This is a genomic window from Bacillus canaveralius (genome assembly GCF_002860125.1).
Lineage (GTDB): Bacteria > Bacillota > Bacilli > Bacillales > Cytobacillaceae > Bacillus_BJ > Bacillus_BJ canaveralius.
Genome location: NZ_PGVA01000070.1, coordinates 26,390 through 51,248, shown reverse-complemented (window position 1 = coordinate 51,248; position 24,859 = coordinate 26,390). Strand labels below are relative to the sequence as shown.

At 41.1% G+C, this 24,859-nt stretch carries 27 protein-coding genes; 20 read left to right on the top strand and 7 right to left on the bottom strand.

What is annotated here, in order from left to right:
* Positions 1 to 342: 342 nt before the first annotated feature.
* The 10 genes from CU635_RS20775 (at position 343) to CU635_RS20730 (ending at position 8,808) form a co-directional block, all read left to right on the top strand.
* Entirely contained in the window at positions 343 to 1,314 is a 972-nt protein-coding gene (locus tag CU635_RS20775) for a ring-cleaving dioxygenase (RefSeq protein ID WP_101579284.1), read from the top strand.
* Between the two features lie 27 nt (positions 1,315 to 1,341).
* Positions 1,342 to 1,950, top strand: a complete 609-nt coding sequence (locus tag CU635_RS20770; protein ID WP_101579283.1) for an alpha/beta hydrolase — start codon at positions 1,342 to 1,344, stop codon at positions 1,948 to 1,950.
* 266 nt (positions 1,951 to 2,216) lie between these two features.
* Positions 2,217 to 4,295 (top strand): transglycosylase domain-containing protein, encoded by a 2,079-nt coding sequence (locus CU635_RS20765; RefSeq protein WP_101579282.1) that lies wholly within the window; start codon positions 2,217 to 2,219, stop codon positions 4,293 to 4,295.
* Positions 4,296 to 4,426: 131 nt separating this feature from the next.
* Positions 4,427 to 4,624, top strand: coding sequence for a hypothetical protein (locus CU635_RS20760; protein ID WP_101579281.1), 198 nt, complete (start codon positions 4,427 to 4,429; stop codon positions 4,622 to 4,624).
* 117 nt (positions 4,625 to 4,741) lie between these two features.
* A complete protein-coding gene (locus CU635_RS20755; RefSeq protein ID WP_101579280.1) occupies positions 4,742 to 5,269 on the top strand; it encodes an HD domain-containing protein in 528 nt (175 codons plus the stop codon).
* Positions 5,270 to 5,381: 112 nt separating this feature from the next.
* The gene (locus tag CU635_RS20750; protein WP_101579279.1) at positions 5,382 to 5,816 is read left to right on the top strand and encodes a peptidylprolyl isomerase; all 435 of its coding nucleotides are present in this window, start codon (positions 5,382 to 5,384) and stop codon (positions 5,814 to 5,816) included.
* 88 nt (positions 5,817 to 5,904) lie between these two features.
* Positions 5,905 to 6,429, top strand: coding sequence for a G/U mismatch-specific DNA glycosylase (mug, locus tag CU635_RS20745; protein WP_101579278.1), 525 nt, complete (start codon positions 5,905 to 5,907; stop codon positions 6,427 to 6,429).
* Between the two features lie 155 nt (positions 6,430 to 6,584).
* A complete protein-coding gene (locus CU635_RS20740) occupies positions 6,585 to 7,550 on the top strand; it encodes a S8 family peptidase (protein ID WP_101579277.1) in 966 nt (321 codons plus the stop codon).
* Positions 7,547 to 8,353 (top strand): endonuclease I family protein, encoded by an 807-nt coding sequence (locus CU635_RS20735; protein ID WP_101579276.1) that lies wholly within the window; start codon positions 7,547 to 7,549, stop codon positions 8,351 to 8,353. Before CU635_RS20740 ends, CU635_RS20735 begins: the two co-directional genes overlap by 4 nt.
* Before the next feature lie 140 nt (positions 8,354 to 8,493).
* A complete protein-coding gene (locus CU635_RS20730; protein WP_101579275.1) occupies positions 8,494 to 8,808 on the top strand; it encodes an MGMT family protein in 315 nt (104 codons plus the stop codon).
* A gap of 120 nt (positions 8,809 to 8,928) precedes the next feature.
* Here CU635_RS20730 and CU635_RS20725 read toward each other — a convergent pair whose 3' ends face one another.
* Positions 8,929 to 9,204, bottom strand: coding sequence for a YpbS family protein (locus tag CU635_RS20725; RefSeq protein WP_101579274.1), 276 nt, complete (start codon positions 9,202 to 9,204; stop codon positions 8,929 to 8,931).
* 306 nt (positions 9,205 to 9,510) lie between these two features.
* On the opposite strand from CU635_RS20725, the gene dacB reads away from it, so the two are divergent.
* Positions 9,511 to 10,995 carry a D-alanyl-D-alanine carboxypeptidase/D-alanyl-D-alanine endopeptidase gene (gene dacB / locus CU635_RS20720; protein ID WP_101579273.1) on the top strand — a complete coding sequence of 495 codons (1,485 nt, stop codon included), beginning with the start codon at positions 9,511 to 9,513 and terminating at the stop codon, positions 10,993 to 10,995.
* 80 nt (positions 10,996 to 11,075) lie between these two features.
* Here the strand turns inward: dacB and CU635_RS20715 are convergent, their stop codons facing one another.
* A complete protein-coding gene (locus CU635_RS20715; RefSeq protein WP_101579272.1) occupies positions 11,076 to 12,125 on the bottom strand; it encodes a 2,3-butanediol dehydrogenase in 1,050 nt (349 codons plus the stop codon).
* A gap of 241 nt (positions 12,126 to 12,366) precedes the next feature.
* Here CU635_RS20715 and CU635_RS20710 point away from each other — a divergent pair, with 241 nt between their 5' ends.
* The 3 genes from CU635_RS20710 (at position 12,367) to CU635_RS20700 (ending at position 14,408) form a co-directional block, all read left to right on the top strand.
* Positions 12,367 to 13,203 (top strand): deoxyribonuclease IV, encoded by an 837-nt coding sequence (locus CU635_RS20710; RefSeq protein ID WP_101579271.1) that lies wholly within the window; start codon positions 12,367 to 12,369, stop codon positions 13,201 to 13,203.
* 98 nt (positions 13,204 to 13,301) lie between these two features.
* Positions 13,302 to 13,526, top strand: coding sequence for a hypothetical protein (locus CU635_RS20705; RefSeq protein ID WP_101579270.1), 225 nt, complete (start codon positions 13,302 to 13,304; stop codon positions 13,524 to 13,526).
* A 132-nt stretch (positions 13,527 to 13,658) separates the two neighbouring features.
* Positions 13,659 to 14,408 (top strand): exodeoxyribonuclease III, encoded by a 750-nt coding sequence (locus CU635_RS20700; protein WP_101579269.1) that lies wholly within the window; start codon positions 13,659 to 13,661, stop codon positions 14,406 to 14,408.
* Positions 14,409 to 14,547: 139 nt separating this feature from the next.
* On the opposite strand, the gene CU635_RS20695 is transcribed toward CU635_RS20700, so the two are convergent.
* Together CU635_RS20695 and CU635_RS20690 are read right to left on the bottom strand one after the other, a co-directional pair.
* A complete protein-coding gene (locus CU635_RS20695) occupies positions 14,548 to 14,904 on the bottom strand; it encodes a hypothetical protein (RefSeq protein WP_101579268.1) in 357 nt (118 codons plus the stop codon).
* Between the two features lie 220 nt (positions 14,905 to 15,124).
* Positions 15,125 to 15,721 (bottom strand): YitT family protein, encoded by a 597-nt coding sequence (locus tag CU635_RS20690; RefSeq protein ID WP_101579288.1) that lies wholly within the window; start codon positions 15,719 to 15,721, stop codon positions 15,125 to 15,127.
* A 494-nt stretch (positions 15,722 to 16,215) separates the two neighbouring features.
* On the opposite strand from CU635_RS20690, the gene CU635_RS20685 reads away from it, so the two are divergent.
* The gene (locus tag CU635_RS20685) at positions 16,216 to 17,187 is read left to right on the top strand and encodes a DMT family transporter (protein ID WP_101579267.1); all 972 of its coding nucleotides are present in this window, start codon (positions 16,216 to 16,218) and stop codon (positions 17,185 to 17,187) included.
* 192 nt (positions 17,188 to 17,379) lie between these two features.
* On the top strand, positions 17,380 to 17,991 hold the full coding sequence (locus CU635_RS20680; protein ID WP_101579266.1) for a YitT family protein: 612 nt from the start codon (positions 17,380 to 17,382) through the stop codon (positions 17,989 to 17,991).
* A 7-nt stretch (positions 17,992 to 17,998) separates the two neighbouring features.
* Here the strand turns inward: CU635_RS20680 and CU635_RS20675 are convergent, their stop codons facing one another.
* Together CU635_RS20675 and CU635_RS20670 are read right to left on the bottom strand one after the other, a co-directional pair.
* Entirely contained in the window at positions 17,999 to 19,240 is a 1,242-nt protein-coding gene (locus CU635_RS20675; RefSeq protein ID WP_245917546.1) for an MFS transporter, read from the bottom strand.
* Positions 19,241 to 19,279: 39 nt separating this feature from the next.
* Positions 19,280 to 19,780, bottom strand: a complete 501-nt coding sequence (locus tag CU635_RS20670) for a DUF3231 family protein (RefSeq protein ID WP_101579265.1) — start codon at positions 19,778 to 19,780, stop codon at positions 19,280 to 19,282.
* A gap of 308 nt (positions 19,781 to 20,088) precedes the next feature.
* Here CU635_RS20670 and CU635_RS23520 point away from each other — a divergent pair, with 308 nt between their 5' ends.
* On the top strand, positions 20,089 to 20,259 hold the full coding sequence (locus CU635_RS23520) for a hypothetical protein (RefSeq protein ID WP_180956541.1): 171 nt from the start codon (positions 20,089 to 20,091) through the stop codon (positions 20,257 to 20,259).
* Between the two features lie 55 nt (positions 20,260 to 20,314).
* Here the strand turns inward: CU635_RS23520 and CU635_RS20660 are convergent, their stop codons facing one another.
* The gene (locus CU635_RS20660; RefSeq protein WP_101579264.1) at positions 20,315 to 20,590 is read right to left on the bottom strand and encodes a YqhV family protein; all 276 of its coding nucleotides are present in this window, start codon (positions 20,588 to 20,590) and stop codon (positions 20,315 to 20,317) included.
* A 436-nt stretch (positions 20,591 to 21,026) separates the two neighbouring features.
* Here CU635_RS20660 and CU635_RS20655 point away from each other — a divergent pair, with 436 nt between their 5' ends.
* From CU635_RS20655 to trhO, 3 genes are all read left to right on the top strand, one after another.
* Positions 21,027 to 21,428 (top strand): ArsR/SmtB family transcription factor, encoded by a 402-nt coding sequence (locus CU635_RS20655; protein ID WP_101579263.1) that lies wholly within the window; start codon positions 21,027 to 21,029, stop codon positions 21,426 to 21,428.
* Entirely contained in the window at positions 21,403 to 23,526 is a 2,124-nt protein-coding gene (locus tag CU635_RS20650; protein ID WP_101579262.1) for a heavy metal translocating P-type ATPase, read from the top strand. Before CU635_RS20655 ends, CU635_RS20650 begins: the two co-directional genes overlap by 26 nt.
* A 196-nt stretch (positions 23,527 to 23,722) precedes the next feature.
* Positions 23,723 to 24,682, top strand: coding sequence for an oxygen-dependent tRNA uridine(34) hydroxylase TrhO (trhO, locus tag CU635_RS20645; protein ID WP_101579261.1), 960 nt, complete (start codon positions 23,723 to 23,725; stop codon positions 24,680 to 24,682).
* Positions 24,683 to 24,859: the final 177 nt, after the last annotated feature.

The window sequence follows — 24,859 nt, the reverse complement described above, 5'->3', positions numbered from 1 at the left end:
TCTTGACACTTACTCGGGTTGGACTTTCACCAACTAGCAATTAACGGCTTGCTGGGCACGCATGAAATAAAAAAAGACCCCATAAAGGGATCTTTTGCGTATTGAGGCGGCTGGACTGCACGCCACATCGTGCATTTAATGTCTGCCGACTTACTCAATTTAGCTCATCGCTTAACTATTATAACACGAAGCCCGTTAACAAACAAGCAATACACATTTTCATTGTTCAAAACCGTTTAGTTGCTTTTCCTTTTCGCTTGATCCAAAATGAAAGAAACAAAATATAGTGAAATAGATGAATATGGCACAGACTGAAGATTAAACGATAAAGGGTGAACTTATATGAATTTAAAACCATTAAAAGGACAGCATCACGTCTCGGCAATCACTGCGAATGCAAAACGCAACTATGAATTTTATACAAAAACATTAGGCCTTCGCCTCGTTAAAAAGACAGTTAATCAGGATGATACCTCTGTTTATCATTTGTTTTATGCCGATGAACGGGGAAACCCCGGCACCGATTTAACCTTTTTTGAAATTCCAAATGCCGGAAACACTTATCACGGTACCAACAGTATTTCTGCCACTTCTTTAAGGGTTCCAACCGACGACTCCTTAACATACTGGAAAAATCGGTTTGCCGAGCTGGGAGTTGACCATGATGAAATATCGAATGCAACCGGACGCGCTACACTTGCTTTTCGTGACTTTGAAGGCCAGCGGTTAATACTTGTTTCCGATCAAAATAACAAAGGTGTGGCTGGCGGACATCCATGGGATAAAAGCCCGGTTCCTGCTGAACACGCCGTACGCGGACTCGGACCTGTACTATTAACTGTTGGCCAGCTTGAAGCAACCACGAATATTTTAACTCAGGTGATGGGTTTCAGGGAAAAGGGTACATATAACGAAGGTGATCAACAAGTTTTTGTGTATGAGACAGGAGAAGGCGGAACCGGAGCTGAAATACACCTTCAGGAACGAGCGGATCTTCCTGTTGAAAGGCCGGGCCGCGGCAGCGTGCACCATGTCGCGTTCAGGGTAGAAAATGAGGAAGAACTGAAACGATGGGCAGAGCTATTGAAAGAGCTGCGAATTCCCAATTCAGGTTTTGTGGAAAGATATTATTTCCGTTCAGTTTATTTCAGGGAGCCTAATGGAATTTTATTTGAGTTAGCAACAGATGGTCCTGGCTTTGAAGGTGACGAACCGTTTGAAAGTCTTGGAGAAAAATTGTCCTTGCCTCCTTATTTTGAAGACCGGCGCGAAGCCATTGAAGCAAGACTCAAGCCGCTTGATACAAAAGAATAATTGCGGTAAGACAAAGGAGCTAAATGAATGAAGCATATATTTATTAAAGGAAAAGATAAACATGCACCAACGCTTCTCCTTCTTCATGGAACCGGCGGGAATGAGGAAGATTTACTTCCTTTAGCAAATATAGTCGCACCACAAGCGTCAATCCTCGGTGTGAGAGGCAATATACTCGAAAACGGGATGCCGCGTTTTTTTAGAAGGTTGGCTGAAGGAGTCTTTGATGAAGAAGACCTCATTTTTAGAACGATCGAACTGAATGAATTTATTTCAGACAAGGCCACGGAATACGGATTTGACCGCAACCGAGTCGTTGCCCTCGGTTACTCCAACGGCGCAAATATAGCAGCAAGTCTTCTGTATCATGACGCAGAATCTTTGCATGGAGCGATTTTGTTACACGCCATGGTTCCACTTAGAGGAAAGGAATTGCCTGATTTAAGCAACATATCCGTTTTCATAGGAGCCGGAAAACGGGACCCGCTTATCCCGGCAGCTGAAACAAAGGAACTCGCTGAAAACCTGCAGCAAGCAGGAGCCAGTGTCACGGAACATTGGGGGGAAGGCGGACACGAACTAACAAGAGAAGAAGTCAACAAAGCAAAAGAATGGTTTGAGCAAAAATATCAATAAAAGCATAAATAACAAAAGCCCTCTTATTTCAAAACGGAGGGTTTTTGTTATTCTTCCAGATGAAGAAGATAACCTGAAGATAAATGAACACTATACAACGGATGACAACTAAACGGATTTTCCTGACAAAAGTACTGTAATCGTAATTGTACTTGTAAAAAGGAGCGGTTATATCTGGAGAAATCCAACAACAGCTAAATTTGGTATAATAGAAACAATACTTAATTCCTAAAAAGAAATGATCTATGAAAAGCCAAGGAGACAAAATGAAAAATTTACAGCCTTATTGGGAAGCGGTTGTACGGTTTTGGAAGAATAAACATTTAAGCCAGATTTTATTATTAATTTTACTGGTATTTATTTTATTATCCATTCTCTTTTTTGCCTTTATGGCAAGCACCGCAAATGTACAGTCTTTAAAGGACGGTTTAAAGCAATCGGCCGTTATTTATGATAAAGATGGCGATGTCGCCAGCAAACTGGCAACAAATCGGACTGAGGGAGTCTCGATTGAAGAGCTGCCAGAACATATGAAATATGCCGTGATTGCCATTGAAGATGAACGTTTTTATGAACATAACGGATTTGATATAAAGGGGATTGCCAGGGCATTTTTTCGTAATCTGTTTGCCGGGAGAATCACTGGCGGGGGAAGCACGATTACCCAACAGCTGACGAAAAACGCACTGCTATCGCCTGAAAGGTCATATAAACGGAAAGTCGAGGAGTTATTTTTAGCGATTGAAATTGAAAACAATTATAAAAAAGACGAGATTCTCGAAATGTACTTAAATCAAGTTTATTTCGGGAGCGGCGCCTGGGGAATTGACCATGCAGCAACAAAGTATTACAACAAAGGGATCAATGAGGTCACGATCAGTGAGTCCGCCCTGCTTGCAGGGTTGCTTCAGGCTCCTTCCGCATACAATCCTTACGAGAATTACGACCAGGCCATCGAGCGGAGGGACATTGTCCTTGCTAAAATGAAAGAAATCGGTGCAATCTCTGCAGATGAATATAAAAGTGCAAAAAGCGAAAAGATCCAGCTAGAAGATGGCGGCGGCAGCTTTATCGAACGCGAATATCCATATTATATAGATGCTGTGCTCGACGAAGCTATTCACAAATACGGCCTGACCCAGGAGGAAATTTTAACACGCGGATACCGGATCTATACCGAAATGGACCAGAATCTTCAATCGAGCCTTGAGACCGTATACGAACGCGATTCCCTTTTTCCAAGAGGTAAAAAAGATGCCCTTGTCCAAAGCGGGGCGGTGTTGCTTGATCCGGAAACCGGAGGAGTACGCGGGCTTGTCGGCGGACGGGGAGAAGCGGTGTTCCGCGGTTTTAACCGTGCAACCCATATTAAAGCACAGCCGGGCTCAACGCTAAAACCGCTTGCCGTCTATACGCCGGCTCTTGAAGAAGGCTACCTGCCTACTTCGATCCTGAAAGATGAACCGATGTCTTTTGGTTCTTATACACCCGAGAATTTCTCAAAGACATATGAAGGCGACGTTCCGATGTACCAAGCGGTTGAGAATTCGCTAAATGTACCGGCTGTTTGGCTCCTCGACCAAATTGGGATTGACAAAGGACTGGATTCCTTAAAACGGTTTGGCATTCCAGTTGAAAAAGAGGATAAATACCTTGGGATTGCCCTTGGCGGGATGCATAAAGGCGTGTCACCGCTACAGCTGGCTGAAGCATATTCTGTTTTTCCCAACAACGGAAAAAGAACTGATTCACATCTGATTACGAAGATTGTTGGTCCAACCGGAAATGTGATTGCGAAAAGAAAAGCAACAACAGAACGGGTAACTACAAGAGCTGTTGCCAAGCAAATGAATTCAATGCTTTTGAATGTCGTTGAAACCGGGACAGGCAAAGGTACAAACATTCCGGGTCTGCAAATCGCCGGAAAAACCGGCTCCACCCAGTTACCATATAATGATATCAACGGGACAAAAGATCAGTGGTTTGTCGGCTATACTCCAACCCTTGTCGGTGCGGTATGGCTTGGTTATGACCAAACCGATCGGGAACACTATTTGCCTAACAGCAGTTCTGATACTGTTGTACCCATCTTTCGGGCGATCATGGAAAATTCGCAACCATTTATTAAACCTGGTGATTTCAATACTGACTCGGTAAATACACAATTGAATGGATCCAGTGATACAGAGCAGTTTCAGGAGTCAATAAAAGAGCAGGCTGAGAAAATTGAAGGCAGGCTCAAGGAAGAAATGCCGAAATGGAAAGAGAAATTGAATGAAGGAATCGATGATCTAGAAAAGTTCGGAGATAGAATAAGGAATAAGTGGGAAGAGATTAGAAATTAAATTAGTGAGCAGTCTAGACTGTTCTTTTTTTTTGACTTATTTTCATAAAAAAGCTAGGATAGGTTATTGCTATAATTAAATTAGCAAACTGCTAGCAAATGATATCTCAAAGATAGGAATGAGACTATATAATGGATAACAAAGAAAGAATTCAGCTCAACGTACGAATCGGAAAGGAAACTGCAGATAAATTGGATGAGATCGTCGATTATTATCAGGAAAATACCAAAATCGGGCGTATTTATAAAAGTGATGTCCTGACTGATATTATCGAGAAATCATACGAAGTCATGAACAAGCAAAAAGCGATCAATAAACGGAATTATTAACAATACTGATACGTGTGAAATGACTAATTCATTTAGGGAGTTTATTTTACCTGTTAAAAAGGAATTATATTTGTATCATCATTGGGCCTGTTAGAAATTTTAAAATAAGGTGATTCTATGCGCGATGTTACGTTAACAAATATTTTCCAACATCGAATTGCACAAAAATATTTAACAAGATCAGGGCTGGCCCATGCGATTGCCGTTTCTTATCATGCTTTTCATTTGGCGAAAGAACAAGGAGAAGATATTGATATTGCAGCCAAAGCAGGTTTTCTTCATGATATTGGCCATTATACATGGTACAAGAACGGCAAATGGGACTACAACCTGTATAAGCAAAATGACATTCACGCTATTAAGGGAGCGGAACGCGCACATAAACTGTTAATTCGGCTTGGGGAAAATCCAATCAAGGCAAAGAACATTGCCCTGGCGATTCTTTTTCACACTGACTCCTTTTTGCCTGGCGGTGAAGTAGTCAGATCTCCTATTCAGACGATTATTAAGCTCGCCGATGAAAAGGATGAAGAACCTGGTGGAGCGCATCACTACCGTAACATAGATCTCGACCGGGCGATGCGGAGCTTGCAGCGGCTTGATGAAATGATAGATAGCAGCATTTCGGATGAGAGTGCAGGATAATAAATATTTGTAACACTATTCAATATTCTGGTAAAAGGGCTGTTACTTTTATTTCTTTCGGTAAAAATGTTATGATTATCTATGATTTTTTAAACATAAGGAGATGATTTAAATGGCAAAAACAGGATACATAGAATTAGCAGATGGAGCTAAGCTTAGCTTTGAGCTATACCCTGAGGAAGCTCCTAACACAGTGGCCAACTTTGAAAAGCTAGCTAATGAGGGCTTTTACGATGGATTAAACTTTCACAGAGTAATCCCGGGATTCGTAAGTCAAGGCGGATGCCCTAATAAAAATGGAACTGGCGGCCCTGGTTACACAATTAAATGTGAGACAGAAGGCAACCCTCATAAGCACGTAGCAGGGTCTTTATCAATGGCTCATGCTGGTAGAGATACAGGAGGCAGCCAATTCTTTATTGTACATGAGCCCCAACCTCATCTTAATGGAGTTCATACCGTTTTTGGTAAAGTTACAGAAGGCTTAGAACATGCTCTTAACATGAAACAAGGAGCAGATATTAAGACAATTAAAGTATCTGAGTAATACATTGAGGGGAGCAGAAATGCTCTCTTTTTTTATGTCTGAGTAATACACGACAATTTTACAAAAACCAAAAGAGGAGAGACCGATAATGGAACCAATCCCTGATCACTTAAAAGAAGGTCTTGATATGATCTTCGTTGGATTTAATCCAAGCATTCGATCTGCAGAGATAGGACATCATTATGCAAATCCTAATAATCGATTTTGGAAAATATTATATGAGGCAGGCTTAACACCAAGAAAATACCACACAACGGAAGATCATCTGCTTTTAGAACTTGGCTATGGCCTTACAAACATTGTTCCGCGGCCCACCAAAGCTGCCGATGAAATCACAAAAGAAGAATATACGAAAGGCAAGCAGCAATTAAGGGAAAAAATTCAGCAATTCAAGCCAAAAATCGTTTGTTTTGTCGGCAAAGGAGTATATCAAGAATATAGTGAAAAAAAAGATGTTAATTGGGGAAAGCAGGAGCAATCTGTGGTGAACGGAACAATCGATTTTGTTGTGCCTTCTTCGAGTGGATTAGTGAGAATGAAAATCGATGCGATAGTAGAAATTTATCGCGACTTGCTTTCTTTGCTCGCTACTATAAAAGCTCAAAAAAAGTAAAAGTTTCATACAAAATGTCCAACTTTTGTAGCATACTAATCTATTAATCCATAAAAACAACACTCCATTCGAAACTGTTTTCATCTAGCTAGAATTGTTAAAATATAGCCAACATCCAGAACCGGCTTCAATTTTATCGATAGGGAGGGAAAGAAATGGAGCATTATGTCCGCGTGATTCCGTACCAAGTGATACAACAGGTTGAAAGCATTAATGAGGTTCCTTCAGGGGTGGAATTGATTCAAGCACCAAAGATTTGGGCAGAGACGAAAGGAAAAGGAATGACAGTAGCCACTTTAGATACGGGCTGTGACATCAGCCATCCAGATCTAAAAGGGCGAATTATTGGCGGGCGCAACTTTACAACCGATGATGGTAGTAACGCGAATGTTTACAGGGATTACAATGGGCATGGCACCCACGTTGCCGGAACAATTGCTGCTGAGGGAAACGATTTCGGGGTAATCGGTGTAGCTCCAGAAGCGAACCTGCTTATTGTAAAAGTGTTGGATAAAAATGGATCAGGGCAATATGATTGGATCATTAATGGCATACTCTATGCTATCGAACAAAAGGTAGATATTATTTCAATGTCTCTTGGCGGTCCAAATGATAATCCTGAACTGCATGAAGCTATCAAAAAAGCGGTAGAAAACAATATCCTTGTAGTTTGCGCCGCTGGAAACGAGGGAGACGGCAACGACTCGACAGATGAATTTGCCTACCCGGGTTGCTACAATGAAGTTATTAGCGTAGGGGCGATCAATTTGGAGCGACGATCGTCGGAATTTACAAATTCACATAACGAAATCGATTTAGTCGCGCCAGGTGAAAACATCGTTTCAACCTATCTTGATGGAAAGTACGCTTCGTTGAGCGGGACTTCAATGTCTGCTCCGCACGTAGCGGGCGCGCTTGCTTTAATCAAAGATTCAGCCAATAAAGCATTTGAACGAAAGCTTTCAGAACCAGAGCTATATGCACAGCTAATCAAAAGAACGGTACCGTTGGGGCATTCTCCCAAGCTTGAAGGAAACGGACTTGTCTATTTAACCGTCTTGGAGCATTTAAATAAAGTGTTTGATCAAGAATTTCAGGCAAAGGTGTTAGGGTCGTCATGAACGATTTAATGCAAGCACTGGAAGCCGCAAAAGCGCACTTGATCACAAATAGAAAGCAGCCATACTATGACGAGCATTATGATGCAACGTTAAAGGAAGATTATTACCGGGCTATAAGCGATGAAAATGAACTGATAAAGAATGATATCCAAGCGCTTATAATAAAAACTCACCTTACAGAACTCACTTATTCTCCGCACCGCTACGTCTACCCATGGGTAGATTTGCAGGAAAATGGGGAATTGAAGAGTTTGTATTCCGGGAAAAAGATGGACGCTCTGAAAACGATCGAACAAGATATCAAGCTGCTTGAACAGATTAAAGGTCGGGGAATAGGTGCTTTATCCGGACAAAATATTCTTAATTGTGAGCATGTTGTTCCCCAATCATGGTTTGATGAAAAGGAGCCGATGAGAGGAGACCTGCACCATCTTTTTGCTTGCGAGCCTTCGTGCAACAGCATGAGAAGTAATTTCCCGTACTTTGATTTTCCTTCCTATACACCAGAAGGCCGGATTTTTGGAATTAGAGAAGGGTGCGGAATGGCAGAAAACGGGCGATTCGAACCGGAATACGGTAAAGGAATTGTCGCCAGGGCAACTCTATATTTTTTCATCAGGTACGAAGGCGCAATTAATATCAAAGAGAAAGTCGACCTAAACTTTTTGCTGGATTGGCATCACAGCTTTCCGGTCAGCATTTATGAAAAACACAGAAATGCAGCCATACATGAACTGCAGGGAAACAGAAACCCGTTTATTGATTATCCGGAATGGGCTGCGAGGATCATAAATACAAACTAATATCAAAGAGTCGCCATAAAACTGTGGCGGCTCTTTTTAGTAAGTTTCAAAATGGCTTTCTTAAAATATTGATTTTTATTAAAATGAAAGAGTAACAAAAAGAAAGTTTTTTAGCAATGAGTAAGAGGAAAGGATAAAATATGGGGATATTTACCGAAAGAGCAATTGCAATAATAAAAAACATACCAGAAGGCACAGTTATGACTTACGGACAAATTGCGCGGTTGGCAGGGAGCCCTCGCGGTGCCAGGCAAGTAGTGAGAATCCTTCATTCGATGAGCAAAAAATATAACTTGCCGTGGCATCGAGTCATCAATTCCAAAGGCGAAATAGGCTTGAAAGATGATGAACACTACATGGTTCAAAGGCTGTCTCTTGAAAGCGAAGGGATAACCCTCACACGCGAACGCTGCATCGACCTTGTCCAATATCAGTTTCATCCTGATATCGAATGAATGTTTAAGCTGGTTAAACGTCCATCCAATATCAGTTTCATCCTGATATCGAATGAATGTTTAAGCTGGTTAAACGTCCCAACGTATACAGGCATATTAACAGGCATAACTCCAATGGAATTAAACTTCATCACCGCGTCGATCCAACTTCATCACATATTCTTTTACCATATCTACAGTGACATATTTACGGGGCGGAACAATTCCTTGTTTCGATAGTTCATTCATTTCGCCGGTCACTTGATTAATTTTATCTGTCGTAAACTCACTGCCTTGTTTGCACAATATAATCGCTTCTTCAATATAATGTTCCCTCTGCTTATCTAAAGCCAGGAATTCATCAATAATTTTATTTTGTTTTTTCACATGCTTTGTAATCGCTTCGTGTACACTCATAATTTCACCCCTAATGATCTTCGCTTTATTTCAATATATTATCAGCTTTTTACCGGTAAGTTAAGAATATTTGCTTTATCATCATAAAAGTATATGAGGGTTTGTACATTGATATGCTCCATGTATCAACCTGATTAACGCACATTTACAAAACCGGCCGTCAATCAGAGTTCATATATATGGTATGGTTTGAGTAAAATATGGTAGTTCCAGAAAACAGTCCTTTTTCCTCAGGAACAAAATAAAGGTAAGAAGCCTTTCCATAAAGAAGTGTTACATATCAAAAATGGAAGGTGGTAATGGCTCATGAAACAGAAAATGAAAATAATTATAAGCATTATGTTGATTTTTGTGTTGGCTTTTGTCCCTTACATTCATGAAAATGGACCTCCTGTTCAAGCAACTGAAGAAGGGGGAACGCTCGTCCAGCAGCTGAACGAACTTTTAAATAATGATCCGCACTTGAAAGGTGCACTGGCAGGTGTTAGTGTACGTTCTGCTTCTACAGGCGACATGATCTATGAGCATATTGGCGATATCCGGTTAAGACCTGCCTCCAACATGAAGCTTTTTACAGCAGCAACAGCCTTATCAACACTTGGACCAAACCATGTATTCACAACAGAATTACTGACTGATGGAACTGTAAAAGGGAAAATACTGCGCGGAAATCTTTATTTAAAGGGAAAAGGAGACCCAACACTGCTGAAAACTGATTTTGACAACATGGCGAAAGAACTACAACAATCAGGTGTTAAAATGATCCACGGTGATTTGATTGGAGATGATACATGGTACGATGATGTCCGCTACTCGACCGATGTATCATGGAGCGATGAAACCGAATATTATGCTGCCCAGGTATCCGCTTTAACCGCCTCACCCAATGAAGACTTTGATGCCGGGACCGTCATTGTCGATGTAAATCCCGGCAGCCAAGATGGTGACCAACCAATGGTTTCATTAACACCTCAAACCGATTACGTAGAAATTATAAACCTCGCAAAAACCGTTCCCGCTGACGGAAAAAAAGAAATCAAGATTGAACGGGAGCATGGATCGAACACCATTACAATTGAAGGAACAGTCCCGCTGCAAGCAAGCAGATCAAGAGAATGGGTAGCGGTGTGGGAGCCGAGCGGTTACGCGCTGGACTTATTTAAACAATCATTGTCAGAGCATCACATCCGAATATCGGGAAAAGTAAAAACGGGAGCCACCCCTGAATCCGCGAAGCTGGTCTCAGCTCATCAATCGATGCCATTATCCGAACTGCTCATTCCTTTTATGAAATTAAGCAACAATGGGCATGCTGAAACACTCGTCAAGGAAATGGGGAAAACTGTTAAGGGTGAAGGCAGCTGGGAAAAAGGACTCGAAGTTATCGAAGCAGAGTTGCCCAAATATGGGGTGAATACCGAAACATTGGTCTTAAGGGACGGATCAGGTATATCGCACGTTAATTTAATTCCTGCTAATGAGCTTTCCAGTCTGCTGTATTCCGTGCAGGGACAAGAATGGTTTCCGGTTTTTCTGAACTCATTGCCCGTTGCCGGTGCGTCGGAAAGAATGGCAGGCGGAACATTGCGAAACCGCATGAAATCGCCGCCTCTTCAGGGAAATGTCAAAGCAAAAACAGGCACGATCTCCACTGTCAGTTCTCTATCTGGGTATGTGAATACGAAAAGCGGCGAAACGCTAATTTTTTCGATCGTTTTGAATAATTTGCTTGACGATACAAAAGGAAAAGAAATCGAAGATAGGATTTGTGCGATATTGGTCAATCAATAACTATGGAAGATTAGAAAAGCAAAGCGCGCAAGAACTATAAAGGGTCTGTCTCCAATTAATAGCAGACAGACCCTACTTTATTATGGCTTCACTAAAATCTTCACTTGATTTTTTTCTCTCATCAGGGCGTTAAAGCCTTTGTCAACAATTTCATCAAGGGCGATCCGTTCAGTCACCAGGTTTTCGGCTGTAAAATAGCCCTGTTTCATCAATTCCATAACAGCCGGGAAGATGTCGCGATAAGCAATGATTCCCTTGACCGATCTTTCTTTTAACACGATATTGTTCGGCAAGATTGATGCATTCGACTCCCAAATGCTGACGATAATCGTCTCACCTTCAAATGATGTACTGTCAATACATTGCTGGAGCACAGCCGGGACCCCGGTAACTTCAAAGGCAACGTCCACTCCGCCATTTGTAAGCTGCTGAAGCTTGGCAACAACATCTTCTTCAGCAGGATTAATGACAGCTGTGACACCGAGTTCCTTCGCTTTGGCAATCCGTTCAGGGGATAATTCTACCGCATAGATTTCGGAAGCACCAGCAGCTTTTAATGCATCAATCAACAATAAACCGATCGGCCCTGCTCCGTATACGGCAGCTTTATCGCCGGCTTTTAATTTACTTAAGCGTACTGAATGTAACGCTACAGCAGCGGGCTCAACAAGTGCACCCTGTTCAAAAGAGAGGCCCTCAGGCATTTTATGCACCATATGCTCATCTACCATAGTGAATTCTGAAAAGCCTCCGCCCCCGCCGGATAAACCATGGAAACCTAATGAATCACAAAGATTGTATTTCCCTTTCTTACAGGCAGCACATTCACCGCAGGAAAGAATCGGCTCAACAACGACAGGGTCACCCACTTTTACTTTGGTTACGCCTTCGCCGACTTCGGCCACTTTTCCGGAAAATTCATGTCCCATCACAATAGGGGCTAATTCCTTACTGACCGGATGCGCAACCTCAACGGGAATGAAGATTGGTCCAGCCGCATATTCGTGTAAATCACTGCCACAAATACCACACCATTCGACTTTGATTTTAACTTTACCCGGTTGAATTTGCGGCTCTTCGATTGTTTCTACCCGAATATCCCTGGCATTGTACCATCGTGCACTTTTCATAAGAAAACCTCCATTATGTATGATCGTCTACTCTATAATTTTACTACTGCTAAAATAGTAATATTAAATTCAGATAAGAACTTTCTGTTACAAAATCATGCTTAATCGACATCGCAGTTATACCTTTAAACAGTAATTAATTGATTGCAGAAGAAAGCTGCTGCTGTTTAAAAAATCCGGTATAGAATTATCCCTAATTTCACAACCTAGGATCAGTAACAGGGAGAACGGAAGTGATCTCATGAAATTCGGATGTCATGTTAGTATAAGGCATGGTTACTTGGAAGCAGCAAAACATGCAGCAGCCATAGAAGCTGCTGCTTTTCAATATTTCCCCAAAAACCCGCGAAGCCTGTCAGTTAAGGATTTCAATAAAATTGACGCGAAGCTTTGTCAAGAGTTTTGCCAGGAGCACAAGCTTGAGTCAGTTGCCCATACACCCTATCCAACAAGTCTTACACCGGAAAATGATGAAAAGAAGGAAAAGGTAATCATGTCATTGCTCAATGACTTGGAAATTGCTGATTCTTGCGGCTCGATTGGTGTTGTTGTCCACTTTGGAGGCAGGGTCAGTGATAAGGATCCTCTCGCCAGCTACCAACTGATGATCTCGATACTCAATGAGATCCTCGCTAAGTGGGAGGGGGATTGTTTAATCTTACTTGAAAACAACGCTGGAAAAGCAGGAGCAATCGGAACAACACTGGAAGAGATCGTTCAGGTTCGTAACCTAGTTGATTTTCCCGAGAAAATCGGTTTTTGCCTTGACACTTGCCATGCTTTTGCAAGCGATCTGTGGAATGGCGAGAACCATCCTGAATTTATTGAAAACGGTAAGGAATTAGGATATTTGAAGAATTTGCGTGTGATCCACTTTAACAATTCCAAGTATCCAGCCGGCTCTGGTAAGGACCGGCACGCCAATATTTTTAAGAATGGCCACATTTCCGAAGATCATTTTGATCAATTAATCAAAACTCCGTTACTAAAAAAAATCCCTTTTATATTAGAAACACCTAAAGACGCAAATTTTACCCACAAAGATGAAATCAAGCTGTTAAAGAAAAAGTGGGTATAGCTTCAATTCAGCTTTAGTGGCTCGCATAGGATACAAAACAGATAACTGCGATCTGATAGTAAAACACATTGACAATAAACTGCGAAAGGAGGAAGAGAATGAGGAATTACAGATACATACTGGACAAGCAATTTCAAGCTAATTCTGTTGCGGATGACTTGCGGATCCAATTAAGAATGAACCGGATGGACGATGATGCAAAAGTAACCGCTGTAGAAAACCGAAATGAAGTTCTCGTACAGGTTCATGTAGGCGATGACTCTCTTGAAGAAGTAGTAAGCAGCTTCATGGATAGCTACAATCCGAATGTCATTCTTGAATAAGTGGGAGGGGGGGGCATAGAGGTCTCCCTTTTCTTAATCCAATTCCAGTCGTCCAATCTTATTTATTTATAACTTCTGTAAGTTCCATTAAAATAGATACCAGAAATACTACTACGAGGAGAATACTATTTTATGAAATTGGTTTCATGGAATGTGAATGGCTTAAGAGCCTGTGCTGGAAAAGGATTTTTGGATTATTTTAAAGAAGTGGATGCGGATATATTCTGCGTGCAGGAAACAAAACTGCAGGAAGGTCAAATCAATCTCGATTTAGAAGGTTATAGCCAATATTGGAATTATGCTGCGAAAAAAGGATATTCAGGCACTGCGATATTTTCAAAGGTGGAGCCGCTGTCAGTCCAATATGGGATCGGCCACGTCTTGGATGACGAGGGCAGAGCAATCACATTGGAGTTTGAGGACTTCTATGTCGTGAATGTTTATACACCGAATTCCCAGCGCGATTTGGCCAGAATCGAACGACGAATCGATTGGGAAGACCATTTTCGCCAATACTTGATTGAATTGGATACGATTAAGCCGGTCATTTTCTGCGGCGACTTAAATGTGGCCCACAATGAAATTGATTTGAAAAATCCGAAGTCGAACAAAGGCAATTCCGGATTTACTGATGAAGAACGCGGTAAAATGTCCGAATTGCTGAATAGCGGCTTTATCGACACATTCCGTTCTTTATACCCTGAGAAGGAAGGTGCCTATACATGGTGGTCGTATATGAACAAAGTAAGGGAACGCAATATCGGCTGGCGCATTGACTATTTCATCGTTTCTGAGAGATTGGCAGAGTCGATTGAGGACTCAGAAATCCATTGCGATGTGATGGGCAGTGATCATTGTCCGGTGGTGTTGAAGCTAGCTTAAAGACAAAAGAGCAAAACAAGGACAACTTTCCGCTTCATTCTTTTTGATATATTCATACAAAGCAAGGATAATTATAAGTATACTTATAATTATCCTTGCTTCTTTTTATGACACGTTTATACCACTGCGTCAATCAGTTTTAATAATATGGTCTTGGATAGTAGTAAGGGTACGGGATGATAAACGGAAAAACGAAGTACGGATACGGGAATCGGCGGCGGCGAAATCGGCGAAATCTTCTCCGGTAACCACCATATCCGCCATAACCGCCAAATTGTCTGTAATCGTCAGTACTTTCATCAACCTCTTCTGGTACTAGCATCGTTACGCCTTCATTGTCGGTATCTTCAATAATTCCTTCAACTCTTGAACCATCAGTTAAGTGACCAATGACATGGTAAGACGTATACCTTTCACATTTGCTCTTTACGTTTCTAACGTCTTGATCAGTTTCATCCCACTCATTTAGTGGGTTAGCATTTTCATTATTGTTCATTCTAATGCCTCCTCTCGAAAACAGATTATTCATCTATCATTTCAAACGTTACATCATCTTAACTCTCTTTTTAAAAAATTGGTTAAAGCAGAATTTTGATAACTGACTATCAGTTTCTATGAGACTGCCCATGGAGAATTTATTCCTCAACTTAAACATAAAAGGCAACTCCCATGTGCAGGGAAGTTTCCTTTATTATTCCTTTTTTTAAGTTCTAGGTTTAAATATGATAGCGCCATAATAAATAATTGCGATGATTATTCCTAACAAATAAAGAGGTTACCGCCCCAACAATAAAAATCGTTATGACTGAAAAGATAAAGCTTCGGGCCCCTAACGTTTTAAAGGCCATCAACGCTACAAGTCCATCAATCAGAAAAATAATCAGTCCAATGTTTATCGATGCAGCCTTTGAGATGATATGTGCCAATAAGTCAGTACCACCCGTGCTTGCCTCGAAGCGGAGAAGGACCCCGATTCCGACTCCAATGATGATCCCGCCTAAGATGGAACTGATCAATATGGGCAAGGGAAAATGGCTTTGTAATGGTGCCAGCCAATCAATAAAAAACGAAGAAACGACCAGTCCTTGAAAACTGCTCATAAAATAATTACGTTCCTTGAACCACGCATACACACAAAGAGGAATACTCAACAAAAACATCGAGATCCCGGTCTGGAAACTGAAGTAGTAATGGAGAATAAGGGCAATCCCGACAATCCCTCCATCCAACAATTGGTGAGGTACTAAAAAACCATTAATTCCAATCCCTATTAACAGACTGCCGATAAAAATAGCCGCAAGTTTATGAATGATAATGATCACCTTGCTTTTCCATTGTTTACTTTGTACAATATATGTTTCATGTGGACGATCTTGCAGCCAGAAGCGGAAAAGCGACAAGTCTTGTCTACATATAATATAGAAGTTGCTGCAAAAAAATACTTCCAATTTCAATATTCCTTTTTAAAAAAACAGAACGTTTTGGAGAGCATCATTTAGAATTTGATAACAGATAAGATTGAACGAGTTTTACATCCTGTAGAAGTGCGGGAATTAAATTGAATGGATAAAAAACTTTGGCGCCTAATCTAAGGTGCCTTTTTTAGTCTTTTTACACTCTCACATTAATAAATAATGTAAAATAGTATCCTCCTTAAAAAATAGAATATTGAAAAAATAAACCAAATGAAATATATTGGTGTTATGAAAAAAGACACGATGCAAATCATTAAACTTTAGCTGACAGGCTGGTTGAAGAAAGTTGGTTAGGCCTTGGCAAGAATCAAACACAGACCTGAGGTGAAATTTTGCGCCCGATATTATTAGGTATTTTTGCAGCTTTCTTTTTTTCGGTTACATTTGTTCTGAACAGGTCAATGGAATTGTCTGGCGGGAGTTGGATATGGAGTGCGTCATTGCGGTTTATTTTTATGGTTCCGTTCCTTTTAATAATAGTCCTGGCAAGAAGAAACCTGTTGCCACTGTTAAAAGCAATGAAGGAGCAACCACGATCCTGGCTGCTGTGGAGTTTTGTAGGATTCGGATTATTTTATGCACCGATATGTTTTGCCGCTGCCTATTCACCGGGCTGGCTGGTTGCAGGAACTTGGCAAATCACGATCATATCAGGTTCATTACTGGCACCAGCTTTTATTGAAACGATTCAAACGAAGAATGGTCCTATCAAGATTAGAGGGGAAATTCCGTACAGAGGCCTTATGATGTCAGTGGTCATTCTGGTGGGCATTGTTCTTATGCAAATTGAAAACACAAGCCATATTTCTTTTGGCGCCTTATTTTTAGGAATCATCCCGGTTATCATTGCGTCATTTGCTTATCCGCTGGGAAACCGCAAGATGATGGAAATTGGCAAGGGCCGTTTGGATGCTTATCAGAGGGCGTTAGGGATGACTTTAGCCAGCTTGCCCTTCTGGTTCTTGCTCGCTTTTTATGGTGTTTTTACCGTCGGTCTGCCGGGTAGTGATCAGGTGATGCAGGCCGTTTTAGTTGCGATTTGTTCTGGCGTCATCGCGACCGCTCTGTTCTTCAAAGCAACAGATTTGGTGAGGGGAGACATGCAAAAATTAGCTTCGGTCGAAGCCACTCAGTCAATGGAAGTTCTATTTGCGTTAGCATTGGAGCTTATATTTTTATCAATTAATTTTCCGACACTATTATCTTGGACAGGAATCTTTTTAGTTATCCTCGGAATGATTCTACACAGCTATGCATCTCAGAAAAGAACAGTAAATCGCAAGCAGCCAGTTGGCATTTCATAATTGAACAACTTCAGGAAAACTGATTCCGTAGGGGGGTCAGTTTTTTATTGTTGATCAGCACAAAAGCCACAGGTTAAAAAAACCGTATAAATTCTGATCATATTCAATGATGGAAACGAATAAAATATGGGGATAGTTGTCCACAGGTACAGTATAATCAATCAGTCCAAACATACGACAGGAATGATCCAAATGAAAAAATTCATCCGTAAAAGTGGACTAGTACTTGCCGGGGGTGCAATTCAAGGAATGGGAATGGGATTGTTCCTTTTTCCCCATGCTATTCCTTCCGGGGGAGCAGGTGGGATCGCCGTGTTGTTAAATTATTGGTTTACGATGAATATGGGGTTTTCTCTTTGGCTTACAAATTTTTCGGCGCTGGTACTTGCGATCAAATATCTAGGAAATCGATGCGCCTTATGGACGATGGCCGGGATCACCATCGCATCCTTTTCCGTTTATTTTTTTCAGCACAGTATTCAAATCTCTAACCGGGCCCTGGTAGTTGATCTCTTACTAGGATCAATTTTATTAGGGACCGGCGTAGGGATTTTACTGCGTCAAGGCGTCTCCAACGGCGGAGTCGGCGTCATCGCCCTGATTATCTCGTCTGCACGGAATACCCTTCCTGGGAGACCTTTATTTATGATTAATTGCAGTATATTTATCCTTACAGCTGCAATTATTGATTGGAAAATTATTGTACTGGCCTTGATTAGCCAGTGGATTTCAACAAAAATGGTTGATTTGGTATGCGGGATTGATTTTTACCAGTCCTATACTTTTAACTGGCGGAAAAAATAAGCATCCATTAAACGTACTTATAGCGAACAGGGGTATCCTTCTTTTTATGTCCGTCTTTTCCTTCAACATGTATCATCGTTAAGGCAAGCAACCCGACGATAAGCGTAAGAATAGCAATTGATAAAAACATCCCGGTTCTGGACCATGCCATCAAACGGGTGAAAATAGGCGGACCAATCGCAACACCGAGGAACCGGACAGATCCGTATAAGGACGTCACGAATCCTCTTCGTTCCTTGCCGACTGCGCCAGTAATAATGCTATTCACACATGGGAGAATGAGTCCTGATCCAACGCTGCTTAATAATAATACCGCCAAAAACGGGACAAGTTTATCAACTAAAATGAGAGACGCATAAGATATCGTCATGAACAAAAATCCTAATATAACCAGTTTTTTCATTTTCTCAAGGTTTTTCCCGATTTTACTGCCGGTGATATAGGATGTTGTAACCATGACAAGTAATGGTATTGCCAGAATTAGACCTTTCATAACACCATCTATTTTGTACTGGCTTTCCAACAAATCGGATAGATAAAAGAGAATCCCGAACAAAGTAAATAAAACGGTTCCTCCAGCCAGATAGGTAGTGAAAAGCCATCTGCCTTCGTATTTGAAGACGGTTAAAAGACCTCGCAAATATTTTCCAAAGGGAGGGGGCGCCTGTCTGTTTCTTTTCTCTTTTATAAAAATCCATGTTAATAAAATTGAAAAAAAACATATTGCCGGGAAAGCGAAAAATACCGAGTACCATACAATTAAGCCAAGCAGAGATCCGAGAATAGGCGATAACACCTTTCCCAATCCGTTGGACGCCTCAACAATCCCGAGCACACGGCTTTGTTCTCCGCCTTTAAATAAATCGCCGGTTAAAGCCATCGCGAGTGGGGCAGTGCCGGCAGCACCGATCCCCTGCAAGATTCTGCCGATTATAATCCAGATATATGGGGATGGAAAAGAAGCAGCTGCAAAACCTGCGAGCAAGCCGCCAAGCCCATACAAAATCAAGGCAGGAATAATAATAACCTTGCGTGAAAGCCGGTCAGACAGATAGCCAAGAATCGGAATGGAAATCGCTGCAGCAACAGAAAAAACAGTTATTGTCAAACTTACCTGCATTTGAGAAATGTTTAAATCAGATTTCATTGCCGGGAAAACCGGAATTAGCATTGAGTTTCCCAGTGTCATAATCAGCGGTATCGAACCGATTGCGGTAATGGTCATACCCTTTTTTTTAGCCACTTCAATCTTCACGTCCTTCAGTGTTGTAGTACCTTGACTGGAACCTTATTTGATGTCTAATGGAGGGGGAACGAGCCATCCTTTATCTTTCAAAATTTTTAATAGTTTTGACGCATACTCGGCTTTTTGTGTATGGAACTCGCCATACATTTCGCCTATATCTTCACGAATGGAGATTCCCATAATATAACTGCATAAAATCTGCCCCGCCATGATTTCTTTTTGGACTAGAGTCGCGATCTCTGGATCGTTAAACCTTGCTCCAGCCGGGATATCCTGCACTTCTACATTTGGCCGGTCTGGCGGGGCAGGGGGCAGACGAATACCCGTTTGTTTTAAAACAGCTTCAACTTGCTGCGCCTCCTGCTTAAGGCAATTTTCCTTCAAATCCTCTAAAAACACCTTTAAATCATGATCTCCAGTGTGGTTGGCCAATACTTGCAAAGTTACCAATGTTCCTTTTGTCCCATACAAATGTGACCAAAGATTGAAGACTTCACCAGAATGTAACGGTTCGTCTTGCGGATTGCCGCTCAAAATACCCATCATATTTACCCCCTTTTATTTGTCGTCCTTTAGTTTACCTACATAAGAACAATTTATGTCCTATGATTTTTATTATCAGACAGGAACCTACTTTTCATTTGCGCATAGGCTAAAAAAGACATAAATGGTATTTCCGAAAAAAAACGAAAGGGTGGATCATTCATATGAAAAAAAGAGCTATTTATAAGCTTATGAATGACGGGGACGCTTCTTTTCGGTTGCAATCAAAACGAGGATGAGCCTGCTGGTAATAAACAAGCACAGAAAGGAGAGGCGGTCAGGATCGGTTATCAGAAAACGGTCCGCTGATGATCCTGAAATCGCTCAGAACACTCGACAAGCGCCTTGAGTCAGATGGTTATGAAGTCGAGTGGAAGGAATTCCAGGCAGCTGCTGCCCTTTTCGCAACAGGGGAACTGTATAACCATATCTCGATCAGCCTCGGCAGGGTTTTGACAGGATCGAATCATGAACCGTAAAACTAACAGTGATTTGCGACTCGTGGTAGAAAATACACAGTAGTCTTCTATGCGGTTAGTTCCCCTTTACGCCATACAGAATGCAGGCGACACCAATAAAAATCCAAATGAATTTGCCGAACGAAATATTATCAGCTATCCCAAAAAGACCGATAGTCGTCGTAACGATTAATACGATCGGTCCTATCAAAGCAAGCGAACTATTAATGATAAGTGCTTTTTCTATTTCATTAAATTTCAGCATTAAAAAAGCCGCAAATATTTCAATACTGCCTGAAAACAATCTTATGATAGCCATTCCCATGACGGCTTTTTCGAATAAATTAATCATTTATGTCCTCCCGATGGTTTATTCATCACATTATATGCAGGAGATGAAAACGAAAGGACAGGTTATTTAAATTCAACAATAGATTTTTGCTGTTCATTTCATAAAAAAGCTGCCGATGATAAATCGACAGCTTTTTTATAATCGAGTGGGATAGCAATATCCAGTAACTGCCTTCATTGTCAACCTCCTACATACAGAATATTGAATATATACCCGGAATACTTGTGAAATGTATAAAATTGCAAGGTTTTTTCAGCAATTTTACCATTCCGGCCAATGTATTTATACAGCAATCGCGAGAGCTATAACCCAGGGATTATCAGTTAAACAATTGATCATAATATTCAAAGGTTTATTTGAATAATCTTTGACAATTTTGTAAACCTGGCATAAACTAAATTTATATTCAAACATTCATTTGAATGAGGTGAAGTAAATGATTGAAAAGACGTTAGAATCAGCCCTTTATGACACATGCGAAACGTTTTGCTTTGATGAAGATAAAGTAAATCGTGTCAAAGCCCGAGTGGACGAGGTGAGGGGTGTTGAATTACTTTTTAAAGCATTGTCTGACTCGACCAGAATTAAAATTGCTTATGCTTTAACAATAGAAAAAGAATTATGTGTTTGTGATGTGGCTAATATTATCGGCTCGACTACAGCCACCGCTTCCCACCATTTGCGATTATTGCGAAAAATGGGACTGGCAAGTTATCGGAAGGAAGGAAAGCTGGTATTTTATTCGTTAGCTGATGAACACATACATCAGCTCGTTTCAATTGCTTTAATCCATTCAAAAGAAGGTGCAGCAGATGGAGAAATCGTTGGAGAACAATAAACAAACTTATCGTTTACAAGGCCTTTCCTGCACCAACTGTGCAGCGAAATTCGAGAAAAACATCCGTGATATCCAGTCTGTAAACGACATTCAATTAAACTTCGGCGCTTCAAAAGTGACGGTCTATGGAGAAGTAACCGTTGACCAGCTTGAAGAAGCAGGTGCATTTGACGGGATTAAAGTACTGCCTGAACGTCAAAGAGATGCACAGGAAAAAGTACCGTTCTGGAAGAAAGCTGAAAATAGAAATACATTCATCTCGCTCTTTTTCCTTATCTGTGGTTATGTTTCGATGTACTCGTTAGGAGAGGAGCATCCTGCTACAATCTCCATTTTTCTTTTATCGATCTTTATCGGCGGCTACGATCTATTCAAAGTCGGGTTAATGAATCTTTTAAAGCTCCAATTTGACATGAAAACGTTAATGACGATTGCGATTATTGGCGCTGCCGTGATTGGAGAATGGGGCGAGGGAGCAGTTGTTGTTTTCTTATTTACCTTGAGTGAAGCATTGGAAAGTTATTCAATGAATAAGGCCCGCCAATCGATTCGCTCTTTAATGGATGTAGCTCCGAAAAAGGCATTAGTCAAACGAGAAAATCAGGAAGTGGAATTGGACGTGGAGGATATTCAAATTAGTGATATTCTAATCGTCAAGCCTGGGCAAAAACTGGCTATGGACGGCGTAGTGGTTGACGGCCAATCTTCGATTAACCAAGCAGCCATAACAGGCGAATCTATTCCTGTTTTAAAAACATGTGGCGATGAAGTATTTGCTGGTACCTTGAATGAAGAAGGCTCTTTACAAGTAAAAGTAACAAAACGAGTCGACGACACGACCATTGCAAAGATCATTCACCTAGTCGAAGAAGCCCAGGCTGAACGCGCACCAACACAGGCGTTTGTTGATAAATTCGCGAAATACTACACTCCGGCCATAATGGCCATCGCGTTATTCATAGCAGTTGTCCCTCCGTTATTCATGGCAGGAGATTGGTCTGATTGGGTGTACCGTGGTTTAGCCGTCCTCGTCGTCGGCTGTCCATGTGCCCTGGTCATTTCTACTCCTGTTGCGATTGTCACAGCGATCGGAAACGCCGCAAAAAAAGGCGTACTGATCAAAGGTGGTATTCACCTCGAAGAAGCAGGACGATTAAAAGTCATTGCTTTTGATAAAACCGGAACGTTAACAAAGGGAACACCGGAAGTAACCAATATCGAAGTGTTAAATAACATGAATGAAAACGAAATTTTAGGAATTTCGATGGCGATTGAAAAGTTCTCCCAGCACCCATTGGCATCTGCGATCCTTCGAAAAGCTGAAGAAAAAGGTGTTTTTACGAATGACTATGCTGCGGAAGGTTTTCAATCCATCACAGGTAAAGGCGCAAAAGCGACCGTAAAAGATCGCACGTATTATATCGGCAGCCCAAAATTATTTGAAGAGATGATGCGCCTAACTGCCTCCGTTGCAGAAAAAATAATCAAGCTGCAAAAACAAGGCAAGACGGTGATGCTGGTCGGTACAAACGAAGAAGTAATCGGACTGATTGCTGTCGCTGATCAAGTGAGGAGCAGCAGCACAAATGTAATTCGAAAATTACATGAAATAGGCATTCAAAAGACCGTCATGTTAACAGGGGATAACGAAGCAATCGGACAGGCAATCGGCAGCCAGGCAGGCTTAACTGAAGTTAAAGCCGAGTTGTTGCCACAGGACAAGCTTGAAGCTGTTAAATCATTAAGAAAGAAGTATGGAAAGGTTGCCATGGTTGGAGATGGTATAAATGACGCTCCCGCGTTGGCAGCGGCAACTGTCGGAATCGCCATGGGCGGTGCCGGAACAGACACAGCATTGGAAACGGCCGATATCGCGCTAATGGCAGATGATCTCAATAAATTGCCTTATACGATGGAACTCAGCCGAAAAGCGCTTGGAGTTATTAAGCAAAATATAACATTTGCTTTAGGGTTAAAGGTGTTAGCCTTATTGTTAATCATACCAGGCTGGTTAACACTGTGGATGGCAATCTTCGCCGATATGGGGGCCACTTTAATTGTGATTGCTAACTCATTGCGGTTATTAAGAGTAAAATAAGACTAAAAATGGAAGGACATGTGATTTCAGCCTCGATTGCGCCGTTTGATCATGTCCTTTTAAAGTGTCATTTTGCTAGATGAAAAATTCTTCTTAACAGAACGATGTTTTTTTGGTATAATATTTAGTGTTTTTAACATAAGTAAGTTTATAATATGTAGTACTAAGTGAGAAATTACGTAAGGTGGTGTTAATCTTGGAAAATCACTCATATCGAGTTTTACTTTATTATCAATATGTTCCGATTGAGGATCCGGAACAATTTACCATAGATCATTTAAAACTTTGTAAAGAGATTGGTTTAAAAGGCCGGATTTTAGTTGCTAAAGAGGGTATTAACGGAACTGTTTCCGGAACGATGGACCAAACCGAAACATATATGCATACCATGAAACAGGATCCCCGCTTCGCAGATATGGTTTTCAAAATAGATGACGAAAGCGGTCATGCCTTTAAAAAGATGCATGTTCGCCACCGCAAGGAACTTGTCCACCTCGGACTGGAAGATGACGTCAATCCTTTAGAATTAACTGGTAACTACCTCAGTCCAAAGGAATTCTATGATCAAATGCAATCTGATGATACCGTTGTCATAGATGCACGAAATGACTATGAATATGATTTAGGGCATTTTAGAGGCGCAGTCAGACCGGATATTGAAGCATTCCGGGAGCTGCCGGATTGGATCCGTAAAAACAAAGAAGCATTTGAGGGAAAAAAAATCTTAACTTATTGTACCGGCGGGATCCGCTGTGAAAAATTCTCTGGATGGTTATTGAAAGAGGGCTTTGAAGATGTTTCACAGCTTCACGGCGGAATTGTAACATATGGAAAAGATCCTGAAGTACGCGGACAACTCTGGGATGGCCAGTGTTACGTATTTGATGAAAGGATTAGTGTCCCGGTTAACCGCGTTGAGCATGTCGTTGTAGGAAAGGACTATTTTACAAACGAACCTTGCGAACGTTACGTCAATTGTGCTAATCCGGAATGCAACAAACAAATCATCTGTTCAGAAGAAAATGAACACTTTTATATGCGTGGCTGCAGCCATGAATGCCGGGTTCATCCGCGAAATCTTTATGTTAAAGAACATAATCTAACAGAAGAAGAAGTAAACTTGAAATTAGCTAAAATTAATAAAAAAATAGCGTGACACTTGGATAAAAGAGTTTTTTCTTTTATCCTTTTTTTAACTACAGAAGGGTTTCTAACAATTTGGGAGAACACAGGTCTTCAATGAAAGTAAATGAATTTGTATAATAAACTATCTGGCACAAAAAAACCGCAAATTTGCGGTTTTTTTGTAGCTCATATCATACAAGGAGAAAAG